The organism is Mycobacteriales bacterium, assembly GCA_036497565.1.
In the GTDB taxonomy this organism is placed as follows: Bacteria; Actinomycetota; Actinomycetes; order Mycobacteriales; family QHCD01; genus DASXJE01.
This window is the reverse complement of record DASXJE010000219.1, coordinates 1-20,258: the sequence shown is the minus strand read 5'-3', so window position 1 is coordinate 20,258 and position 20,258 is coordinate 1. Positions and strand designations below refer to the sequence as shown.

General features: G+C 68.3%; 18 protein-coding genes. 16 read left to right on the top strand and 2 right to left on the bottom strand.

The genetic code is table 11. The annotated features are described in order from the left end of the window. The first annotated feature begins 125 nt into the window (after positions 1-125). Together VGH85_17725 and VGH85_17720 are read left to right on the top strand one after the other, a co-directional pair. Complete coding sequence (locus VGH85_17725; GenBank protein HEY2175649.1) at positions 126-1,151, top strand: Gfo/Idh/MocA family oxidoreductase; 1,026 nt, start codon at positions 126-128, stop codon at positions 1,149-1,151. Then, complete coding sequence (locus VGH85_17720; GenBank protein ID HEY2175648.1) at positions 1,148-2,197, top strand: Gfo/Idh/MocA family oxidoreductase; 1,050 nt, start codon at positions 1,148-1,150, stop codon at positions 2,195-2,197. Before VGH85_17725 ends, VGH85_17720 begins: the two co-directional genes overlap by 4 nt. Before the next feature lie 9 nt (positions 2,198-2,206). Here VGH85_17720 and VGH85_17715 read toward each other — a convergent pair whose 3' ends face one another. Further along, on the bottom strand, positions 2,207-2,848 hold the full coding sequence (locus tag VGH85_17715) for a dihydrofolate reductase family protein (GenBank protein HEY2175647.1): 642 nt from the start codon (positions 2,846-2,848) through the stop codon (positions 2,207-2,209). Between the two features lie 49 nt (positions 2,849-2,897). Further along, positions 2,898-3,536, bottom strand: coding sequence for a LysE family translocator (locus VGH85_17710; protein ID HEY2175646.1), 639 nt, complete (start codon positions 3,534-3,536; stop codon positions 2,898-2,900). 116 nt (positions 3,537-3,652) lie between these two features. Here VGH85_17710 and VGH85_17705 point away from each other — a divergent pair, with 116 nt between their 5' ends. From VGH85_17705 to VGH85_17640, 14 genes are all read left to right on the top strand, one after another. Then, positions 3,653-4,516: a ZIP family metal transporter gene (locus tag VGH85_17705; protein ID HEY2175645.1), complete on the top strand. Its 864-nt coding sequence runs from the start codon at positions 3,653-3,655 to the stop codon at positions 4,514-4,516. A gap of 64 nt (positions 4,517-4,580) precedes the next feature. After that, positions 4,581-4,775: a hypothetical protein gene (locus tag VGH85_17700; protein HEY2175644.1), complete on the top strand. Its 195-nt coding sequence runs from the start codon at positions 4,581-4,583 to the stop codon at positions 4,773-4,775. Positions 4,776-5,118: 343 nt separating this feature from the next. Then, complete coding sequence (locus VGH85_17695; protein HEY2175643.1) at positions 5,119-5,208, top strand: potassium-transporting ATPase subunit F; 90 nt, start codon at positions 5,119-5,121, stop codon at positions 5,206-5,208. Continuing rightward, positions 5,209-6,870, top strand: coding sequence for a potassium-transporting ATPase subunit KdpA (kdpA, locus tag VGH85_17690; protein HEY2175642.1), 1,662 nt, complete (start codon positions 5,209-5,211; stop codon positions 6,868-6,870). Between the two features lie 27 nt (positions 6,871-6,897). Continuing rightward, positions 6,898-9,045 carry a potassium-transporting ATPase subunit KdpB gene (gene kdpB / locus VGH85_17685; GenBank protein ID HEY2175641.1) on the top strand — a complete coding sequence of 716 codons (2,148 nt, stop codon included), beginning with the start codon at positions 6,898-6,900 and terminating at the stop codon, positions 9,043-9,045. 2 nt (positions 9,046-9,047) lie between these two features. After that, a complete protein-coding gene (locus VGH85_17680) occupies positions 9,048-9,935 on the top strand; it encodes a potassium-transporting ATPase subunit C (GenBank protein HEY2175640.1) in 888 nt (295 codons plus the stop codon). A 101-nt stretch (positions 9,936-10,036) separates the two neighbouring features. Beyond that, complete coding sequence (locus VGH85_17675) at positions 10,037-11,410, top strand: NADP-dependent succinic semialdehyde dehydrogenase (protein HEY2175639.1); 1,374 nt, start codon at positions 10,037-10,039, stop codon at positions 11,408-11,410. 109 nt (positions 11,411-11,519) lie between these two features. Next, complete coding sequence (locus tag VGH85_17670) at positions 11,520-13,073, top strand: NCS1 family nucleobase:cation symporter-1 (GenBank protein HEY2175638.1); 1,554 nt, start codon at positions 11,520-11,522, stop codon at positions 13,071-13,073. A 152-nt stretch (positions 13,074-13,225) separates the two neighbouring features. Next, entirely contained in the window at positions 13,226-14,554 is a 1,329-nt protein-coding gene (locus VGH85_17665; protein HEY2175637.1) for an aspartate aminotransferase family protein, read from the top strand. A 52-nt stretch (positions 14,555-14,606) separates the two neighbouring features. Beyond that, complete coding sequence (locus VGH85_17660) at positions 14,607-16,097, top strand: CoA-acylating methylmalonate-semialdehyde dehydrogenase (GenBank protein ID HEY2175636.1); 1,491 nt, start codon at positions 14,607-14,609, stop codon at positions 16,095-16,097. 30 nt (positions 16,098-16,127) lie between these two features. Further along, on the top strand, positions 16,128-16,961 hold the full coding sequence (locus VGH85_17655; GenBank protein ID HEY2175635.1) for a nitrilase-related carbon-nitrogen hydrolase: 834 nt from the start codon (positions 16,128-16,130) through the stop codon (positions 16,959-16,961). Between the two features lie 36 nt (positions 16,962-16,997). Further along, the gene (gene hydA, locus VGH85_17650) at positions 16,998-18,401 is read left to right on the top strand and encodes a dihydropyrimidinase (GenBank protein ID HEY2175634.1); all 1,404 of its coding nucleotides are present in this window, start codon (positions 16,998-17,000) and stop codon (positions 18,399-18,401) included. 24 nt (positions 18,402-18,425) lie between these two features. Continuing rightward, a complete protein-coding gene (locus VGH85_17645; GenBank protein ID HEY2175633.1) occupies positions 18,426-19,433 on the top strand; it encodes a TIGR03842 family LLM class F420-dependent oxidoreductase in 1,008 nt (335 codons plus the stop codon). A gap of 26 nt (positions 19,434-19,459) precedes the next feature. Next, on the top strand, positions 19,460-20,113 hold the full coding sequence (locus VGH85_17640) for a TMEM175 family protein (GenBank protein HEY2175632.1): 654 nt from the start codon (positions 19,460-19,462) through the stop codon (positions 20,111-20,113). Positions 20,114-20,258: the final 145 nt, after the last annotated feature.

Sequence of the window (20,258 nt, the reverse complement as noted above, 5' to 3'; positions counted from 1 at the left end):
GCCCGAACGATGACCACGGTGGTGACGGGCCGCCTGGGCCGTCACCCGGCTTCGACGATACGCGCGCGGACCAGCACTCTCACTGATCGCTGCCGGCGGCGGCGCGCTCGTCCGGTTCTGCCACGATGGCTTCCCATGACCACTGGCAACAGACAGGACGGGCGCCGATGACGGCCCCGCTACGGGTCGGCGTCGTCGGCGCCGGCGGCATCGCGTCGCCGCACCTTGCCGCCTGGCGGCGGCTCGGCGCGAAACTGGCGATCCACTCGACCGACGGCCAGGCGCCGGCGCTGGCCGCGCGGCACGAGGCGACGGTGTGCCGGAGCCTCGACGAGTTGCTGGCCGCCGCTGATGTGGTGGACGTATGTACGCCGACCTTCACCCACGACGAGATCGTGATCGCCGCGGCCCGGGCCGGCCGGCACGTGATCTGCGAGAAGCCGCTCGCCCGCACCCACGCGAAGGCCGCGGCGATGATCGAGGCCTGCCGCTCGGCCGGCGTGGCGCTCTATCCCGGCCAGGTCGTCCGGTTCTACCCGGCGTACGCCGCCGCCAAGCGGGCCGTCGACGAGGGAGGCATCGGCACGCCCGCCGTACTGCGGTTCTCCCGCCGGGGTGCCGGCCCGAGTCGGGGCTGGTTCCACGACGTCGGCCTGTCCGGCGGGATCATCGTCGACCAGATGATCCACGACATCGACTTCGCCCGGTGGATCGCCGGTGACGTCGAACGGGTCTTCGCCCGGATCACCGGCGGCGATCCCGAGCCGACGACGGCGTACGCCGTCCTGACGCACGAGAGTGGTGCGCTCACCCACATCACCGGCGCCTGGGGTCATCCGCGGACGGTGTTCCGCACCAGCTTCTCGCTGAGCGGGTCCAGTGGCCTGCTCGTAGACGACTCGACCCGGCGTCCGGCGGTGACGTGGGACCTGGCCGAGCCCGACCCGCAGGGCGGTGGGCTGCTGCCGCTCGACGCGCACACCGAGTCGCCGTTCCTCACCGAGCTGCGGGAATTCGCCGGGGCGCTCGACGGCGGGCCGCCGACCCGGGTCGGAGCCGAAGACGGACTGGCCGCGCTCGACATCGCGCTCGCCGGACTGGAATCCGCCCGGACCGGCCGAGCCGTGAGCCCGAAGGAGATGACCGAGTGACCCCGGCACCGATGACGGCCGACCGACCGCTGAAGGTCGGCCTGTTGTCCTTCGCCCATGTGCATGCCGCAGGCTATGCGTCGCTGCTGCGGTCGCGTCCGGACGTGGCGCTGTTGACCGCCGACCCGGAGTCGGCGCTCGGAGCGCCCGGTGAGGTTCGCGGTCGGGAGTTGGCGGAGAAGCTGGACGTCGACTATGTCGACGACTACGACGAGCTCTTCGCCTGGGCGCCGGACGCAGTGGTGGTGTGCAGCGAGAACGCCCGGCACCGCGGCCTCACCGAGCGGGCCGCGGAGGCCGGAGTTCATGTGCTGTGCGAGAAGCCGCTCGCGACGACGCTGGACGACGCCGACGCCATGATCTCCGCATGCACGCGCTCCGGCGTCACGCTGATGACGGCGTACCCGGTGCGCTTCCACCCGGGGTTCCGGGCCATGCGGGCGCGGCTGCACGGTGGTGGGCTCGGCCCGATCCGCTCCGCGTCGGGCACCAACAACGGGCGGATCCCGATCGCCGCGCGCAGCTGGTTCGCCGACCCGGAGCTGGCCGGCGGCGGCTCGTTGATGGACCACACCGTGCACCTGGCGGATCTGCTCGACGACCTGCTCGACGCCCGCGCGGTGGAGGTCTACGCCCAGACCAACCGGATCGTGCACCCCGAGGTGGAGGTCGAGACCGGCGGGTTGGTCACGGTCACCTACGACGACGGCACGGTGGCGACCATCGACTGCAGCTGGAACCGCCCCGAGACCTTTCCGACCTGGGGAGGTCTGACGCTCACCGTGGAGGGAGCCGGCGGATCGGCGTCCTTCGACGCGTTCGGGCAGGCCGTCGACGGATTCGACGACCGCAGCGGGGGAGCGGTCTGGCGGAGCTACGGCACCAACCTCGACGCCCTGATGATGGAGGAGTTCCTGTCCTCGATCCGTGAGGGGCGCCCGGCCCGGCCCGACGGTGCGGTCGGCCGGCGCACGCTACAAATCGTGCTCGCCGCCTACGCGTCCGCGACCGAGGGCCAGCCGGTCCAGCTACCCCAGTCCGCGTGAACGTGGCGTTCAAGCCGAGTCGTGGTCCACGCGGTACTTGATGTGGGTGACGCCGGGCGAGGCGACCACCTTCACGGGCTCGAGGGTGGGGTCGCCGACATTGTCGAGTAGCCGCTCCCCGGCTCCGAGAACGACCGGGGCGATGTGTAGATAGAGCTCGTCCAGCAACCCCGCCGCGAGGTACTGCTGTACGGCGCTCGCTCCGCCGGCCACCAGGATGTTCTTCCCGCCCGCGGCACTGCGGGCCTGCTCGAGCGCGGACTCGATCCCGTCGGTGACGAAGTTGAAGGTCGTGCCGCCCTGCATCGGCAGCGGCTCACGCTTGTTGTGGGTGAGGACGAAGACCGGGACATGGAACGGCGGGTCCTCGCCCCACCAGCCCCGCCACGACTCGTCCCACGGACCGGCCCCGGCGAACATCTTGCGGCCCATGATGACCGCGCCGACACCGGTGGAGACCTCGTCGATGACATCGGAGCTGGTGGTCCGCTCGCCTTCCTCCAGCCCGTGGCGCCGGCGCCAGCTGTCGGTGTTGAACGCCCACTCGTGAAGGCGCTCGCCGCCTTGTCCGAGCGGATCCTTGGCGGTCTGGTTTGCCCCGGCGACGAAGCCGTCGAGCGAGACCGAGATGTGGCAGGTGAGTGTGTTCATGCGCCTATGACCCCCGGCGGTTGAGGAATTCATCGCTTCGGTGCTCGGGTCAGTCGTGTCGACCGGTCAGGGCGAGTCGGGTGCCGAGGCCGATCATCACCAGGCCGCCCGCACCTCCGATCCGTTCGAGCCGTCGGGGCGAGCGGGCGAACCAGGTGCGCAGGCCGCCCGCCGCGATGCCCCACGCGGTGTCGGAGACCAACGCGATCAAGATGAAGATCACGCCGAGGACGATCAGCTGCAGCGGAACGTGGCCGGCGGATCGGTTGGCGAACTGCGGAAGGATCGCGGCGAAGAAGATGAGCGACTTCGGGTTGGTGAGCCCCACCACGACGCCGTCGAGGAGTGTCCGCCGGTCGGTGCGTGGTGCGACGGCGGGCTCGAGGAGCGTGACCAGCGAGCGACGGTCCCGGATCGCCTTGATCCCGAGCAGGATCAGATAGGCGGCGCCGACCAGCTTCATGATGGTGAACACCAGGACGGACTCTTCGACCAGCGCACCGACACCGACCGCAACGGCGACCACGATCACGCCTTCGCCCAATGCGTTGCCGACCACCGTCCGCAGCGCGGCGCGGCGACCGTAGGAGAGCGCGCGGCTGACGACGAAAAGGACGCTGGGTCCGGGGATGACGATGAGCACGAACGCGGTCAGCGCGAAGACGGCGAGGCGGTCCGGCGCGATCATCGTGCAACGGTAACCCGTGAGGTCTTCCGTCGTGCGACCCCGCGGGTTAGGGTTGCCTAACCTAATGCTGGTACGGTTCGCGCCGTTGGCACCGCACCCCGGAGGAGTAACTCGCCATGGGCCTCGGACAGACCCTGCTGCTCGGCTTCATCGCCGGAGTCACGATCGTGCTCGGCCTCCCGGTGGGACGGCTGCGCCGACCCGCACCCAACCTGCGTCTGATGCTCAACGCGATCGCTGTCGGAGTACTGCTGTTCCTCGTCTGGGACGTGCTGTCGGCGGCGTACGAGCCGATCGACACCGCGCTGACCCACCTGCACGATCACAGCGGCGGGATCGGGCCGGTGTTCGGCTACGGCATCCTCTTCGGCGCCGGGCTGATCGTCGGGCTGATGTCGCTGGTCTACTACGAGCGGTCGCTCGGCAAGCGGGCGGCCACGCCGCGCCGGGCGGGGCCTGGCGCGATGACGGCGGGGGAGCTCGACGTCGACCATCGGTCCGGGATCGCGACCTGGGCGCCCGCCCGCCGGCTCGCTCTGCTGATCGCCGTGGGGATCGGCCTGCACAACTTCGCCGAAGGGTTGGCGATCGGCGGATCGGCCGGCAGCGGCGACATCAGCCTCGCGGTGCTGCTGGTGATCGGGTTCGGTCTGCACAACGCAACCGAAGGGTTCGGCATCACCGCGCCCCTGACCGCCGACATTGAGGCCGACCGACCGAGCTGGCCGTTCCTGCTGATGCTGGGCCTGATCGGCGGTGGCCCCACCTTCCTCGGCACCTTGATCGGGCACTCCGTCACCTCTGAGCCGGTCAGCGTCATCTTCCTGACCCTGGCCGCCGGCTCGATCCTCTACGTCGTGATCCAGCTGATCGGTGTCGGGTCGAAGTCCAGTCGCCGCGATCTACTCGCCTGGGGCATACTGATCGGCCTGCTGGCGGGCTTCATCACCGACTTCATCGTCACCGCCGCCGGCGTCTGAGGCTTTCCGGTTCACCGGGGACCACCCGGGACCGGGAGGCGCTGATCGTGAGTACACGGAGCAGATGTACTACTCCGAGCACGGCGACTACGAGATGAACAACCACGTCGTGGAGTACGAACGCGACCGCCGCATCGGCTGGGAGCCGGAGGCCGGGTGTGGACACCCGGACGCCTCCGCGCCCGATGCGCGATGGGGGCAGCGCCCGAGGACGAGCGCGTCGCCATGGACGGCGGTCGGATCTGGATCGAGAGCATGAGCAAAACCCTCGAGCGGCTCGACGAGTTATGCACCGGACGCCCGGATACTGCAGAGACACATACTTCGCCGAGCTAATCTTCCTGGACGCAGTCGTGCGTCAACGCCGCCGCCGTATATAGCTCGTTAATACTTTCGTCGCGCGCGTATCAGGGCCGTCTTCATGGTGACAGTTGTCCGTGACCGCGCGTTGAATCGGGGCGTCGTCGAGCACTCGCCGAAAGGTACCGAGTGGCTCGGGTTCGTCTCGAGAGCGAGGAAGTCATGACGGACTTCATCTTCGTCCTGGTCATTCTGGGTGTCTTTGGTCTGCTGGCCCTGGCGGCGAAGGGAGCCGAGAAGCTGTGAGCGCCGCCAATCTGGTCGGACTCATCCTGGCCGCACTCCTGACAGTTTTCCTCGTCCTCGCGCTAGTGTTCCCGGAGCGGTTCTGAATGAGTGACACCACCGCCGTCATCATCTTCATCGCCTCGCTTGCGGTGGCGTTGGCCATCACCTATCGCTTCCTCGGCGACTACATGGCCCGCGTCTTCACACGGACGAGCCACAGCCGCGTTGAGCGCGGGGTCTACCGACTGACCGGGGTCAACCCGGACGTCGAGCAGCCGTGGCCGACGTACCTGCGGAGCATGCTGGCGTTCTCCCTGGTCTCCGTGCTCTTTCTCTACTTGTTCCTGAGGATTCAGCACGCATTGTTCCTCAACCTCGGCTTTCCGGGATTCAAACCTGACCTCGCGTTCAACACCGCTGCCAGCTTCGCCACCAACACCAACTGGCAGGCGTACTCCGGTGAGTCCGCCGCCGGCTACCTGGTGCAGATGGCCGGTCTGGCCGTCCAGAACTTCGTGTCCGCCGCGGTCGGCATCGTCGTCGCCATCACGTTGGTACGCGGCTTCGCGCGACACCGGACCAACAAGCTCGGAAACTTCTGGGTGGACCTGACCAGGACCTGCCTGCGGATCCTGCTCCCGATCTCGTTCGTCATGGCGATCGTCTTCATCGGTGCCGGCGCGATCGACAACTTCCACGCCTTCACCACCGTCACGACGGTCACCGGCGGCAAACAGTCCATTCCCGGGGGCCCGGTCGCCTCGCAGGAGGCCATCAAGCAGTTCGGAACCAACGGCGGCGGCTTCTTCAACGCCAACTCGGCGCACCCGTTCGAAAACCCCACGACGTGGACCAACTGGATCCAGATCTACCTGCTGCTCGCGATCAGTTTCTCGCTGCCGCGGACCTTCGGGCGGATGGTGGGCGACCGGCGGCAGGGACGGGCAATCGTCGCGGTGATGGCCCTGCTCGCGCTGATCAGTGTCGGAGTGAACGTCGGCTACCAGGTCGCCCATCACGGGACCGTGCCGGTCGCCGTCGGCGCCTCGACCGAAGGGACGGAGGCACGCTTCGGTGTACCGCAATCGGCGGTATTCGCGTCCTCAACGACCCTGACCTCGACGGGCGCCGTCGACTCGTTCCACGACTCCTACACATCGATCGGCGGCATGGTGACGATCGTCGACATGGGGTTGGGCGAGATCGCGCCCGGCGGCACCGGGTCCGGCCTGTACGGCATTCTCGTGCTCGCGATCATCGCGGTGTTCGTCGCCGGGCTGATGATCGGGCGAACACCGGAGTATCTCGGGAAGAAACTCGGCGGACGCGAAATCAAGTTCGCCGCGTTATACATCCTGGCTACTCCCGCCTGTGTCCTCATCGGTACGGCGTTTGCGATGGCGTTACCCGGCGAACGGGCCAGCATGCTCAATTCCGGCCCGCACGGTCTGTCCGAGGTGCTCTACGCCTTCATGTCGGCGAGCAACAACAACGGCTCGGCGTTCGCCGGGTTGTCGGTGGATACCACCTGGTGGAACACCGCCCTTGGCCTGGCCATGTTGGTCGCGCGGTACCTGCCGATGGTGTTCGTCATCGCACTGGCCGGGTCGCTGGCTCAACAGAAACCGGTCCCCGAATCGGCCGGAACCCTGCCGACGTATCGACCGCAGTTCGTCGGAATGGTGGCCGGCGTCGTCATCATCGTCGTCGCACTCACCTATTTCCCCGCGCTCGCGCTGGGACCGCTCGCAGAAGGGCTGCACTAAATGACCGTCATTCCGGCCGAGGTTCCGATGACCGAGGCGGCGTCCGAGCCGAACGGCCCGCGGCGGGTATCCGGCGGACTGCTCGACCCGAAGCAGCTGTGGCGGTCGACCCCGGACGCCCTGCGCAAGCTCGATCCACGCACCCTGTGGCACAACCCGGTCATGTTCATCTGCGAGATCGGTGCAGTGTTCACGACGGTGCTGGCGATCGCCAACTCCAGTGTCTTCGGCTGGCTGATCACCGCGTGGCTGTGGCTCACGGTCTACTTCGCGAACCTCGCCGAGGCGGTGGCCGAAGGACGAGGCAAGGCGCAGGCCGAGACGCTGCGTCGCGCCAAGACCGACACCATGGCCCGGCGGCTGCTCGCGTGGGACCCGGATCGGCCGGTCGCCGTCGACCGGGTGGAGTCGGTGTCCGCGCCGCAACTACAGATGGGCGACCACGTGGTCGTCGCCGCAGGGGAGACGATCCCGGCGGACGGCGACGTCGTCGACGGCGTCGCCAGCGTCGACGAGTCCGCGATCACCGGTGAATCCGCGCCGGTAATCCGCGAATCGGGCGGTGACCGGTCGGCGGTGACCGGAGGGACGAAGGTGCTCTCCGACCAGATCGTCGTCGAGGTGACACAACGGCCGGGGGAGAGCTTCATCGACCGGATGATCGCTCTCGTCGAAGGCGCGTCGCGCCAGAAGACCCCCAACGAGATCGCGCTCAACATCCTGCTCGCGGCGTTGACTGTCATCTTCCTGCTCGCCGTCGCCACTCTGCAGCCGCTGGCCATCTTCTCCAAGGTCAGCCAGCCCGGCGTCCCCGACACCGCCGCCCTGGGCGCGCAGGGACTCAGCGGCATCGTTCTCGTCAGCCTCCTCGTCTGTCTGATTCCGACGACCATCGGTGCGCTGCTCTCGGCCATCGGTATCGCCGGCATGGACCGGCTCGTGCAACGGAATGTGCTCGCCATGTCCGGTCGGGCCGTCGAGGCGGCCGGCGACGTCAACACCCTGCTGCTCGACAAGACGGGCACGATCACGCTCGGAAACCGGCAGGCGAGCGAGTTCATACCGGTGACCGGGGTCGACGCAGCGGAGCTCGCCGACGGCGCCCACTTGTCCAGCCTCGCCGACGAGACACCCGAGGGCCGCAGCATCGTCGTCCTCGCCAAGACCGAATACGGCCTGCGGGAACGGACCGAAGGCGAACTCGGCGGCGCGACCTTCGTCGAGTTCAGCGCCCAGACCCGGATGTCCGGCGTAGACCTCGCGTCGCACAACGGCCGACCGCGCCAGGTCCGCAAGGGCGCGGCCGCGGCGGTGATCGCGTGGGTGCGGGAGAGCGGGCAGCAGGTGCCCGATGAGATCGGCTCGACCGTCGACGGCATCTCGGCCTCGGGTGGCACGCCGCTCGTCGTCGCCGAGAAGGTCGACGGTAGAGCACGCGTCCTCGGCGTCATCCACCTCAAGGATGTCGTGAAGCAGGGCATGCGGGAGCGCTTCGACGAGATGCGTCGGATGGGCATCCGCACCGTCATGATCACCGGCGACAACCCGCTGACCGCCAGGGCGATCGCCGACGAGGCCGGTGTCGACGACTTTCTCGCCGAAGCGACGCCCGAGGACAAGATGGCGCTGATCCGCAAGGAGCAGGAGGGCGGGAAGCTTGTCGCGATGACCGGGGACGGCACCAACGACGCCCCCGCACTCGCCCAGGCCGACGTCGGCGTCGCGATGAACACCGGTACGTCGGCGGCCAAAGAGGCCGGCAACATGGTCGACCTCGACTCCAACCCCACGAAGCTGATCGAGGTCGTGGAGATCGGCAAGCAACTGCTGATCACCCGCGGCGCTCTGACAACCTTCTCGATCGCCAACGACGTCGCGAAGTACTTCGCGATTATCCCGGCAATGTTTGCCGGCGTCTACTCGGGTCTGGGCAGGCTCAACATCATGGGGCTGCACTCGCCGGAGTCGGCAATCCTGTCGGCCGTCATCTTCAATGCGCTCGTCATCATCGCGTTGATCCCACTGGCACTTCGTGGCGTGCGCTATCGCCCGAGCAATGCCGCAAGCATGCTCCGTCGCAACCTCTACATCTACGGTGTCGGCGGTCTGATCGCGCCGTTCATCGGAATCAAGCTCATCGACCTGCTCATCCAGTTCATCCCGGGAATCAGGTAACAATGGACCGCCTACCCAATTGGCTCCGTCAGCACATCGCCGCGCTACGGATCCTGCTCGTGTTCACCGTCGTCCTCGGCGTCGCCTACCCGCTGGTGGTCTTCGGCATCGGTCAGATCCCCGGCCTGAACAGCAGGGCGAACGGGTCGTTCGTCAATGCCGCCGACGGAAAGCGGGTCGGATCGTCGCTGATCGGCCAGTCGTTCACCGACAAGGCCGGCAACGCGATCCCGAAGTACTTCCAGAGCCGGCCCTCGGCCGCCGGGGACGGCTACGACCCGACCGCCAGCTCGGCCAGCAACCTCGGTCCGGAGAACATCGTTGACACGCTGCCCAACCCGAAGGACAAGGCCGACACCGGTACCCAGAGCCTGCTCACCCAGGTCTGCAGCCGCAGCCTCGCCGTCGGGAAGTCCGACGGGGTCAGCGGGGCCCGGCCGTTCTGTACGCCGGACGGCGTGGGTGCGGTGCTGTCCGTCATCCACAGCAACGGGACCGTCGGCCGGGTCGTGCGGGTCGTGAGCGTCAACCAGGCCTGCCCGACGACGCCGTTCCTGTCCCGGTACGACGGGGTACGCGTCGAGTGCGCGAAGTTCGGCGAGGACTACAGCCGTGGGGTGACGGTCCCGATCCGGGGCAACGCACCCGCCGATCCGGCCGTCCCTGCCGACGCGGTGACCGCGAGCGGCAGCGGACTGGACCCGGAGATCTCCCCGGCGTACGCGGCCATCCAGGTCGACCGGGTGGCCCGGGCCCGCGGGATCGCTCCGGCGACGGTGCGCAGTCTGGTCCGCGCCCAGACCCGGGGTCGCGGCCTCGGCTTCCTGGGCGAGCCGGGCGTCAACGTGGTCAAGCTCAACCTGGCTCTCGACGATCTGCACCGCGGCTGAGCCGCGGTCGATCGCCGCACCGCCTGACGCTCGACCCAGGGTGCTTGTACGTTCGAGTCGTACGTTCACTAGGGGACGTGTGGTGCGGAAAGGACGGCGACATGGCCTTCGCAACGGTCAACCCGGCGACGGGTGAGACGGTCAAGACCTTCGACTCGCTCACCCACGACGAGGTCGAGGAGCGGATCGCCCTGGCGGCGGCGACCTTCGACTCCTTCCGGCGGACGGCGTTCGTCCAGCGGGCGGAATGGATGACCCGCGCCGCCGACCTGCTGGAGCAGGAGCAGGACGCGATCGCCGCGACTATGACGACGGAGATGGGGAAGACGCTCGTCTCCGCGCGGGCGGAGGCAGTGAAGTGCGCCACCGGGATGCGCTATTACGCGGAGAACGCCGAGTCCTTCCTCTCCGACGTCCCGGCCGACGCGGGGGCGGTCAACGCCAGCCGGGCCTACGTGCGCTACCAGCCGCTCGGCGTCGTACTTGCAGTGATGCCGTGGAACTTCCCGCTCTGGCAGGTGGTCCGCTTCGCCGCACCGGCCCTGATGGCCGGCAACGTCGGCCTGCTCAAGCATGCCTCCAACGTCCCGCAGACCGCGCTCTACCTCGGTGAGCTCTTCACCCGCGCCGGCTTCCCGTCCGGCTGTTTCCAGACCCTGCTCATCGGGGCGGGCGACGTCGAGGCCGTGCTGCGCGACCCCCGGGTCGCCGCCGCCACCCTCACCGGCAGCGAGCCGGCCGGCCGGTCGGTGGCGAAGATCGCCGGCGACGAGGTCAAGAAGACGGTCCTCGAACTCGGCGGCAGCGACGCCTTCGTCGTCATGCCCTCGGCCGACCTCGACAGGGCCGTCTCGACGGCGGTCACCGCCCGGGTGCAGAACAACGGACAGTCCTGCATCGCCGCGAAGCGGTTCATCGTCCACACCGACGTCTACGACGACTTCGCCGCGCAGTTCGTCGAGCGGATGTCGTCACTGGTCGTCGGCGATCCGGCCGACGAGGACACCGACGTCGGTCCGGTCGCCACCGAGCAGGGTCGCACCGACCTCGAGGAACTCGTCGCCGACGCCGTGAGCAAAGGTGCGCAGGTCCTCTGCGGCGGACAACGCCCGGACCGGCCGGGCTGGTTCTACCCACCGACGGTGCTCGCCGGCATCACCACACAGATGCGGCTCTACGCCGAGGAGTCCTTCGGTCCGGTCGCGACTCTGTTCCGCGCCGCCGACATCGACGAGGCCATCGACATCGCCAACGCGACGACCTTCGGCCTGGGCTCCAACGCCTGGACCTCCGACCCGCCGGAGCAGGAGCGCCTCGTGGCCGACCTCGCCGCGGGGCAGGTCTTCGTCAACGGGATGGTGACCTCCCACCCGCAGCTGCCGTTCGGCGGGATCAAGCGGTCCGGCTACGGGCGGGAGCTCGCCGACCTCGGTATCCGCGAGTTCTGTAACGCCAAGACGGTCTGGGTGGGCTGACCGCCCGACCAAAACCGCATAAACCGGCCATCCGCCGCGGGGGGTAGGGAGTCCCGGCGCGGCGTCGTAGGGTGTCCCGTCGAATGTTCATCTCTTGGCGGAGGCCGACATGGCGGTGGTCGACGATCTGCAGCAACAACTGCCCGACGGACGGGTGACCCTCGACGTCACCGACGCCCGACTTCAGACGAGTAAGTACTGCAATGACGATCTCGCGCCCACGACGATCGACGAGCGACGCTGGACCACCTACAACTTCGCCGCGCTCTGGGTCGGGATGGCCCACAACATCCCCAGCTACCTGCTCGCCTCCGGGCTGATCGCCCTCGGCATGGGCTGGGTGCAGGCCATCCTGACCATCGCACTCGGCAACCTTCTCGTGCTGATCCCGATGCTGCTCAACAGCCACGCCGGCACCAAGTACGGAATCCCGTTCCCCGTCTTCGCGCGGGCCTCCTTCGGGATCCGCGGCGCCAACCTTGCCGCCGTACTCCGGGCCCTGATCGCCTGCGGCTGGTTCGGGATCCAGACGTGGATCGGAGGCGAGGGGATCTTCGTCCTCATCGGGGCCCTGGCCGGGCACGGCTGGGCCGACGCCTCGGTCGTCTACGGCTATGCGTGGACCCAGTGGCTGTCCTTCGCGATCTTCTGGGTGCTGGAGATGGCCATCATCCTGCGCGGCATGGACACCCTGCGCCGGTTCGAGAACTGGGCGGCGCCGTTCGTGCTCGTCGGGGCGATCGCCCTGTTGATCTACATCTCGATCAAGGCGCACGGCCTCGGCCCGCTGGTGCACGAGGGCTCGAAGCTCGGCTGGGGGTCGAAGTTCTGGCCGGTCTTCTTCCCGTCCCTGATGGGCATGATCGCGTTCTGGTCCACGCTGTCGCTCAACATCCCGGACTTCACCCGGTTCGGCGGCAGCCAGCGCAAGCAGGCCTGGGGCCAGGTCCTGGGGCTGCCCACCACCATGACCTTCTTCTCCTTAATTGCCGTGCTGATCACGTCCGGCACGCAGGTGGTCTACGGCGCTCCGATCTGGGACCCGATCAAGCTGTCCGGCAAGCTGAGCAACCCGGTGGCGATCGCCTTCGCGCTGATCACCGTCGTCGTGGCGACGCTGGCGACCAACGTCGCCGCCAACACGGTCAGCCCGTCCTACGACTTCTCCAACCTGGCCCCGCGGTTCGTCAGCTTCCGGACCGGCGGCCTGATCACCGGCGTCGTCGGCATCGCGGTGCAGCCGTGGCGGTTGCTGACCGATCCGCACATCTACATCTACACCTGGCTCGGCTTCTACGGCGGCCTGCTCGGGGCGGTGGCCGGCATCCTGATCGCCGACTACTGGATGGTGCACCGCGCCAGCCTCCACCTCGCCGAGCTCTACCTGCCGGAGAGCCGCTACTGGTTCTGGAACGGATGGAATCCGGTCGGGATCGTGACCTGCCTGATCGGGATGGTGCTCGCCGTCGGCGGGGCCTATTCGGCTCCGGGCAACGGCCCGTTCCCGGCCGACGGCCTGATCCCGGTGCTCAAACCGCTCTACGACTACAGCTGGGTGGTCGGCCTGGTCGCGGCGTTCGTCGGTTACCTGGTGCTCTACCCGACCCTGCCGCGCACCTGGCGGGCCGGCCGCGTCGCAGCCCTCAATCCCCAGACCTCATGATCGTGATCGGATAAAGCGGCGAAACGCCGTACCGATCCGATCACGATCATGGGGCACGATCATGAGTAATGGGGCGGGAGGGGCGCAGGGGGTTGTCCGGGTGGTGCCCGGGGACGACGGTGGAGAGGCATGCTGACGTGGGGAGGCCACACATGACCGGAGGCGACGCGACGACCGGCGCGCACGCGGAGTTGCTGCAGCGACACCGTGCAGTGCTGCCGGACTGGATGGCGCTCTACTACGACGAGCCGATCGAACTCGTCACCGGCTCCGGACGGCACGTCACCGACGCGGCGGGCCGCACCTACCTCGACTTCTTCGGCGGCATCCTGACCACGATGACCGGGTACGCCGTACCCGAGGTCGTCGAGGCCATCCAGGAGCAGGCCGCCCGGATGCTGCACACCTCGACGCTCTACCTGATCCGGCCGATGATCGAGCTCGCCGAGCAGATCGCCGAGCTCTCGGCGATCCCCGACGCCAAGGTGTTCTTCGGCTGCTCGGGGACGGAGGCCAACGAGGCCGCACTGCTCTTCGCCACGCAGTACCGCCGTTCCAGCCAGGTGCTCGCCCTGCGCAACAGCTACCACGGCCGGTCGTTCGCGGGAATGGGGATCACCGGCAACCGCGGTTGGTCCGCCTCCAGCCTCACCCCGGTGACCGTCAGCTATCTGCACAACGGTGACCGCAGCAGCGGGGCCTTCCGCGGACTCTCCGACGCCGAGTTCTGCTCCGCGGTGGCCGCCGACGTCCGCGAGGTCATCGAGACGACCACCGCCGGCGATGTCGCCTGCCTCATCGCCGAGCCGATACAGGGTGTCGGCGGGTTCATCACGCCGCCGGACGGGTTCTTCGGCGCGATCAAGGAAGTGCTCGACGACTATGGCATCCTCTTCATCTCCGACGAGGTGCAGACCGGCTGGGGCCGCACCGGCGAGCACTTCTGGGGCATCGATGCGCACGGCGTCCGCCCCGACCTGATGACCTTCGCCAAGGGGCTCGGCAACGGACTGTCCATCGGTGGCGTCGTCGGCCGGCCGGAGCTCGTCGACGCGGTGAATGCCAACAGCATCTCGACGTTCGGCGGCAACCCACTGGTCACCGCAGGTGCGCTGGCCAACCTGCGTTATCTGCTGCGCGAGGACCTGCAGTCCAACGCGCGTGACATCGGCGGTCGGCTGCTGCGCGGGCTGGCCGAGCTCGTCGACAAGTACGCCGTGGTCGACGCCGTTCGCGGCAAGGGCCTGATGATCGGTGTCGCCCTGGTCGACCCGGTGACGCGGGCACCGGCGCCGGCCGCCGCGAGCCTGGTGCTCGAGGAGGCGAAACAGCGCGGACTGCTCGTCGGCAAGGGCGGCCTGGCCGGCAACGTGCTGCGGATCGCGCCGCCGCTGTCGGTCACCGCCGACGAGGCGGACGAGGGTCTCGGCATCCTCACCGCGGCGCTCGGTGCCGTCGACACCCGCCTGGCGGGCCCGTGACGTTCACGCCAAACACTGGTCGGATCAACGACGCCCGCTGGGCCGAGGAGGAATAGTGGAACGGGTCACGCACTGGATCAACGGCAAGCCGTGGGGCGAGCCCGCAGCCCGGCACGGCGAGGTGTTCGACCCGACGACCGGCGAGGTCGCTGCGCATGTCGACTTCGCCACCGCGACCGATGTGGATCAGGCCGTTCAGGCTGCGGCACAGGCGTTTCCGGCCTGGTCGCGCACGTCGCTCGCCCGGCGTACGACGATCCTCTTCCGGTTCCGGCAGCTCCTACTCGAGCATGCCGACGAGATCGCCGCCACGGTCAGTGCCGAGCACGGCAAGGTGCGCAGCGACGCGCGCGGCGAGTTCGACCGGGGGCTCGAGGTGGTCGAGTTCGCCTGCGGTATCGCGCATCTGCTCAAGGGTGAGTTCTCGGAAAACGTCGCGACCAACGTCGACACCTACTCCGTGCGCCAGCCGCTCGGAGTGGTCGCCGGCATCACGCCGTTCAACTTCCCGGCGATGGTGCCGATGTGGATGTTCCCGCTGGCGATCGCCTGCGGCAACACGTTCGTCCTCAAGCCCAGCGAGAAGGACCCGAGCGCCTCGATCATGCTGGCCGAGTTGCTCGCGGAAGCCGGGCTCCCCGACGGCGTCTTCAACGTCGTACACGGGGATCGGGAGGCCGTGGAGGCGGTGCTCGACCACCCGCAGATCGCCGCGGTGAGCTTCGTCGGGTCGACCCCGGTGGCGCGGCACATCTACGAGACCGCCGCCAGGAACGGAAAGCGGGTACAGGCGCTCGGCGGGGCGAAGAACCACATGGTGGTGCTGCCCGACAGCGACCTCGACGTCGCCGCCGACGCGGCGGTCAGCGCCGGCTTCGGCTCGGCCGGCGAGCGGTGCATGGCGATCTCCGTCGTCGTCGCGGTCGACCCGGTCGGCGACGACCTGGTGGAGCGGATCCGGGAGCGGGCGGCGCAGGTGCAGGTCGGACCGGGCACCGACCCGGCCAGCCAGATGGGGCCGCTGATCAGCGCGGCGCATCGCGACAAGGTCGCGTCCTACCTCGACCCCGAGCGGACCGGTGGCGGCACGGTCGTCCTGGACGGCCGCGGCCGCACAGTTGACGGGCACGCCGGCGGCTACTGGCTCGGCCCGTCGCTGGTGGACCAGGTACGTCCGGGCACGCCGGTCTACGACGACGAGGTCTTTGGTCCGGTGCTGTCGGTGGTGCGCGCCGCGTCCTACGACGAGGCGGTCGAAATCATCAACGCCGACACCCGCGGCAACGGCGTCGCGATCTTCACCAACGACGGCGGCATGGTCCGCCGGTTCCGGATGGACGTCACGGCCGGAATGATGGGCGTCAACGTGCCGATCCCCGTGCCGATGTCCTTCTACTCCTTCGGCGGGTGGAAGGACTCGCTCTTCGGAGATCTGAGTATCTACGGGCCGGACGGCGTACGTTTTTACACTCGACCCAAAGTCACCGTGTCCCGTTGGCAGGAGCACAGCAGCGTCGACCTCGGCTTCCCCACCAACCAGTAGTCGTAACCGGAGGAGAGCAACGTGACGAATATCGTGCGGGCGGCCCTGGTGCAGAGCAAATGGACCGGGGACAAGGACACGATGGTCAAGAACGCCGTCCGGTCGATCCACACTGCGGCCGAGGCGGGCGCGCAGGTCACCTGCCTTCAGGAGCTCTTCTACGGCCCGTATTTCTGCCAGGTCCAGGACCCGCAGTACTACTCCTACGCCGAGCGGGTGCCGGACGGGCCGACGATCACCATGATGTGCGACCTCGCTCGCGAGACGCACCAGGTGCTGATCGTCCCGGTCTACGAGGAGGAGCAGCCCGGGGTCTACTACAACACCGCCGCGGTGATCGACGCGGACGGGAGCTACCTCGGCAAGCACCGCAAGAACCACATCCCGCAGGTAACCGGGTTCTGGGAGAAGTACTACTTCAAGCCGGGCAATCTCGGTTACCCGACCTTCGACACGGCGGTCGGGCGGATCGGGGTCTACATCTGCTACGAGCGGCACTTCCCGGAGGGCTGGCGGGCGCTCGGGCTGGCGGGGGCGCAGATCGTGTTCAACCCGTCGGCGACGAGCCGCGGGCTCTCCGAATACCTGTGGCGTCTCGAGCAGCCGGCCGCGGCCGTCGCGAACGAGTACTTCATCGGTGCGATAAACCGGGTCGGCGTCGAACCGCTCGGCGACGACGACTTCTACGGGCAGTCCTACTTCGTCGACCCGCGGGGACAGGTCGTCGGCGACGTCGCGTCCGACTCCGACGAGGAGGTCGTGGTGCGTGACCTCGACCTCGATGTGCTCCAGGAGGTCCGCCACCTGTGGGCCTTCTACCGCGACCGCCGGCCCGACACCTACGAGCCGCTGACCGCACCCTGACATTCGTCGTCCCGTGAGGCAGAGAGCGAGGCAGCGATGCGCACCCTGATCAGCGGCGGCACGGTGGTGTCGTCTTCGGGAACGATCCGGGCCGACGTACTCGTCGACGGCGAGCGGATCACCGCCGTCGCCGAACCGGGCAGCGACCTGGTCACTAGTTGGGCGGCCGGCGCCGACCGGGTGATCGACGCCACCGGACGCTATGTCGTCCCCGGCGGCATCGACGGTCACACCCACATGGAGATGCCGTTCGGGGGCACCTTCTCCGCCGACGACTTCGCCTCCGGCACCCGTGCCGCCGCGTGGGGTGGTACGACGACCATCATCGATTTCGCCGTACAGGCCAAGGGAACGACGCTCCGGGAGAACCTCGACACATGGCACGGCAAGGCCGACGGGAAATGCGCCGTCGACTACGGCTTCCACATGATCGTCTCCGACGTCAACGAGCTGACGCTGAAGGAGATGGACGGCCTGGTGGGCGAGGGCGTCACGAGCTTCAAGCTCTTCATGGCCTACCCCGGCGTTTTCTACGCGACCGATGGGGAGATCCTGCGCGCGATGCAGCGTGCGGCGGGCAACGGCTCAATGATCATGATGCATGCCGAGAACGGCATCGCGATCGACGTACTGATCGGGCAGGCGCTGGCCCGCGGCGAGACCGACCCGGCACACCACGGCACCACCCGGCCACCGGACCTGGAGGGTGAGGCGACGTCGCGGGCGATCCGGCTGGCCGGCGTCGCGGGCGCACCGCTCTACATCGTCCACCTCTCCTGCGAGCAGGCGCTGATGGCCGTCGCCTCGGCACGCGCCGACGGCCGCAACGTCTTCGCCGAGACCTGCCCGCAGTACCTCTTCCTCACCGAGGACGACATGGCCCGGCCGGGCTTCGAGGGGGCGAAGTACGTCGCCTCGCCGCCGCTGCGGTCGTCGTACCATCCACCGAAGCTGTGGCGCGGCCTGCGTACCGACACCCTGTCGGTCGTCTCCACCGACCACTGCCCGTTCTGCTTCGAGGAGCAGAAGGAGATCGGTCTCGGCGACTTCTCCAAGATCCCCAACGGCATGCCGGGTGTCGAACACCGGATGGACCTCATCTACCAAGGTGTCGTCAACGGCGAGATCAGCCTGTCCCGCTGGGTCGATGTGACGGCGACGACGCCGGCCCGCATGTTCGGCCTCTATCCGCGCAAGGGCGAGATCATGGCCGGCGCCGACGCCGACATCGTGGTCTACGACCCGGCCGCCTCCCACACGATCTCGGCGAGCACCCATCACATGTCCGTCGACTACTCCGCCTACGAGGGACGGCAGGTGCGCGGCAAGGTGGAGGTCGTGCTCTCGCGTGGCCAGGTGGTCGTCGATCCCGACGGATACCACGGCGAAGAGGGACACGGGAGGTTCCTCACCCGCGGCGCATGTCAGTTGCTCCAGTAGCGCTCGAACGGACAGGGGGCGGGAATGGAGTTCGGCGTCGTCTTGCAGCCGGATCCGCCGGCGAGAGAGGTCATCGACCTCGCGGTACGCGCCGAAGCATGCGGATTCGAGTATGCGTGGACCTTCGACTCGACGGTGCTGTGGCAGGAGCCGTTCGTCATCTACTCCCAGATCCTGGCCGCGAGCTCCGGTCTGACCGTCGGGCCGATGGTGACCAACCCGCTCACCCGCGACGTCACGGTCACCGCGTCGGCCTTCGCCACGCTCAACGACATGTTCGGCAACCGCACCGTCTGCGGAATCGGCCGGGGTGACTCGGCTCTACGGGTGACCGGCCGGCCGCCCGCGTCGCTCGCGACGCTACGGGTCGCGATGGGTCAGATCCGCGATCTCGCGGAGGGCCGCGAGATCGACTATCGCGGGACGCCGGTGCGGCTGCCGTGGGTCCGCGACGGCCGGCTGCCGATCTGGATGGCCGGCTACGGGCCCAAGGCGCTGGCTCTGGTCGGTGCGGCGGCGGACGGGTTCGTGCTGCAGGTCGCCGACCCGGATATCGCACGCTGGACGATCGGCGCCGTGAAGGCGGCCGCTACCGCCGCCGGCCGCGATCCGGATTCCTTGTCGATCTGCGTGGCCGCGCCGGCCTACGTCGGCACCGACGTCGCGCATCAGCGCGACCAGCTGCGGTGGTTCGGGGGCATGGTCGGCAACCACGTCGCGGACCTGGTGGCCCGTTACGGCGCCGCGTCGGGCGAGGTACCGCGGCAGCTCACCGATTACATCGCCGCGCGCGAGGGCTACGACTACTCCCACCACGGCCGCGCCGGCAACCCCAGCACGGACTTCGTCCCGGACGAGATCGTCGACCGGTTCTGCCTGCTGGGGCCGGTCGAACGGCACGTGGAGCGGCTGGCAGAACTGCGCGACATCGGTGCGACGCAGTTCGCGGTCTATCTCATGCACGATGCCAAGCGCGAGACACTCCAGGAGTACGGCGCAAGCGTCGTCGGCGCGTTTTCGACGACGGCCTGAGGGTCGGGCGTGAGAATCTGTCCGGTGTGACGTCGGCGCTGGACTCGAAGGACACCGCCCGGCTGGAAGCCTTCAGCGACGGGGTGTTCGCGATCGCGATCACCCTGCTCGTCCTTGAGCTCAAAGTCCCGGAGCTCGCCACCTCCGGCGGCCTATGGCACGCCCTGGTCGACGAGTGGCCGGCCTTCGCTGCCTACCTGACCAGCTTCCTGATCATCGGCATCATGTGGGTGAACCACCACTCGATGTACCGGCAGATCGTGCGCGTCGATCGACCGCAGCTGTTCCTCAACCTGTTTCTGCTGTTGTGGACCGCATTGCTGCCGTTCCCCACCGCGCTTATGGCCCGCTACCTCGATGCCGGCACCCACGACGCGCACGTCGCCGCCGCCGTCTACAGCGCCAACCTCTTTCTCGCGGCGGTGGCCTTCAGCCTGACGTGGGCACATGCGGTACGACACGGCAGGCTGATCGCCGCACCGATGGATCCGCGTGCGGAGCGTCGTTCCCTGATCCGCTTCAGCGGCGGCACCGTGGTCTACGCCCTGACCATCGGGCTGGCGTTCGTTTCGGCTCCGGTCACGCTGGCCGTGCAGTTCCTCATCGCCGCCTACTACGCCTTCGAACAGGTGGCGCCGACGGGCTCCCGACCCTCCAGAGGACACAACTCGGGCCCCTGACCGATCGCGGGGGGGTGGCGAGCGGTCAGGGGCCCGATGTCTTGAGGGGCCGCTGGGTTAGAGCGACAGGTGCTGACCCACGAGGATCATGTTGGGGTCGCCACCGACGGTGGAGCGGTTCTTGCTGTAGAGCTCCTGCCAGCCG

Excerpts from the sequence above, each read along its gene's own strand:
- VGH85_17675 (HEY2175639.1), top strand. The coding sequence starts at position 10,037 with ATGGCCTTCGCAACGGTCAACCCGGCGACGGGTGAGACGGTCAAGACC.
- VGH85_17705 (HEY2175645.1), top strand. The coding sequence starts at position 3,653 with ATGGGCCTCGGACAGACCCTGCTGCTCGGCTTCATCGCCGGAGTCACG.
- VGH85_17645 (HEY2175633.1), top strand. The coding sequence starts at position 18,426 with ATGGAGTTCGGCGTCGTCTTGCAGCCGGATCCGCCGGCGAGAGAGGTC.
- VGH85_17665 (HEY2175637.1), top strand. The coding sequence starts at position 13,226 with ATGACCGGAGGCGACGCGACGACCGGCGCGCACGCGGAGTTGCTGCAG.
- VGH85_17715 (HEY2175647.1), bottom strand. The coding sequence starts at position 2,848 with ATGAACACACTCACCTGCCACATCTCGGTCTCGCTCGACGGCTTCGTC.
- kdpA (HEY2175642.1), top strand. The coding sequence starts at position 5,209 with ATGAGTGACACCACCGCCGTCATCATCTTCATCGCCTCGCTTGCGGTG.
- VGH85_17710 (HEY2175646.1), bottom strand. The coding sequence starts at position 3,536 with ATGATCGCGCCGGACCGCCTCGCCGTCTTCGCGCTGACCGCGTTCGTG.
- VGH85_17700 (HEY2175644.1), top strand. The coding sequence starts at position 4,581 with ATGTACTACTCCGAGCACGGCGACTACGAGATGAACAACCACGTCGTG.
- kdpB (HEY2175641.1), top strand. The coding sequence starts at position 6,898 with ATGACCGAGGCGGCGTCCGAGCCGAACGGCCCGCGGCGGGTATCCGGC.
- VGH85_17725 (HEY2175649.1), top strand. The coding sequence starts at position 126 with ATGGCTTCCCATGACCACTGGCAACAGACAGGACGGGCGCCGATGACG.
- VGH85_17680 (HEY2175640.1), top strand. The coding sequence starts at position 9,048 with ATGGACCGCCTACCCAATTGGCTCCGTCAGCACATCGCCGCGCTACGG.
- hydA (HEY2175634.1), top strand. The coding sequence starts at position 16,998 with ATGCGCACCCTGATCAGCGGCGGCACGGTGGTGTCGTCTTCGGGAACG.
- VGH85_17670 (HEY2175638.1), top strand. The coding sequence starts at position 11,520 with ATGGCGGTGGTCGACGATCTGCAGCAACAACTGCCCGACGGACGGGTG.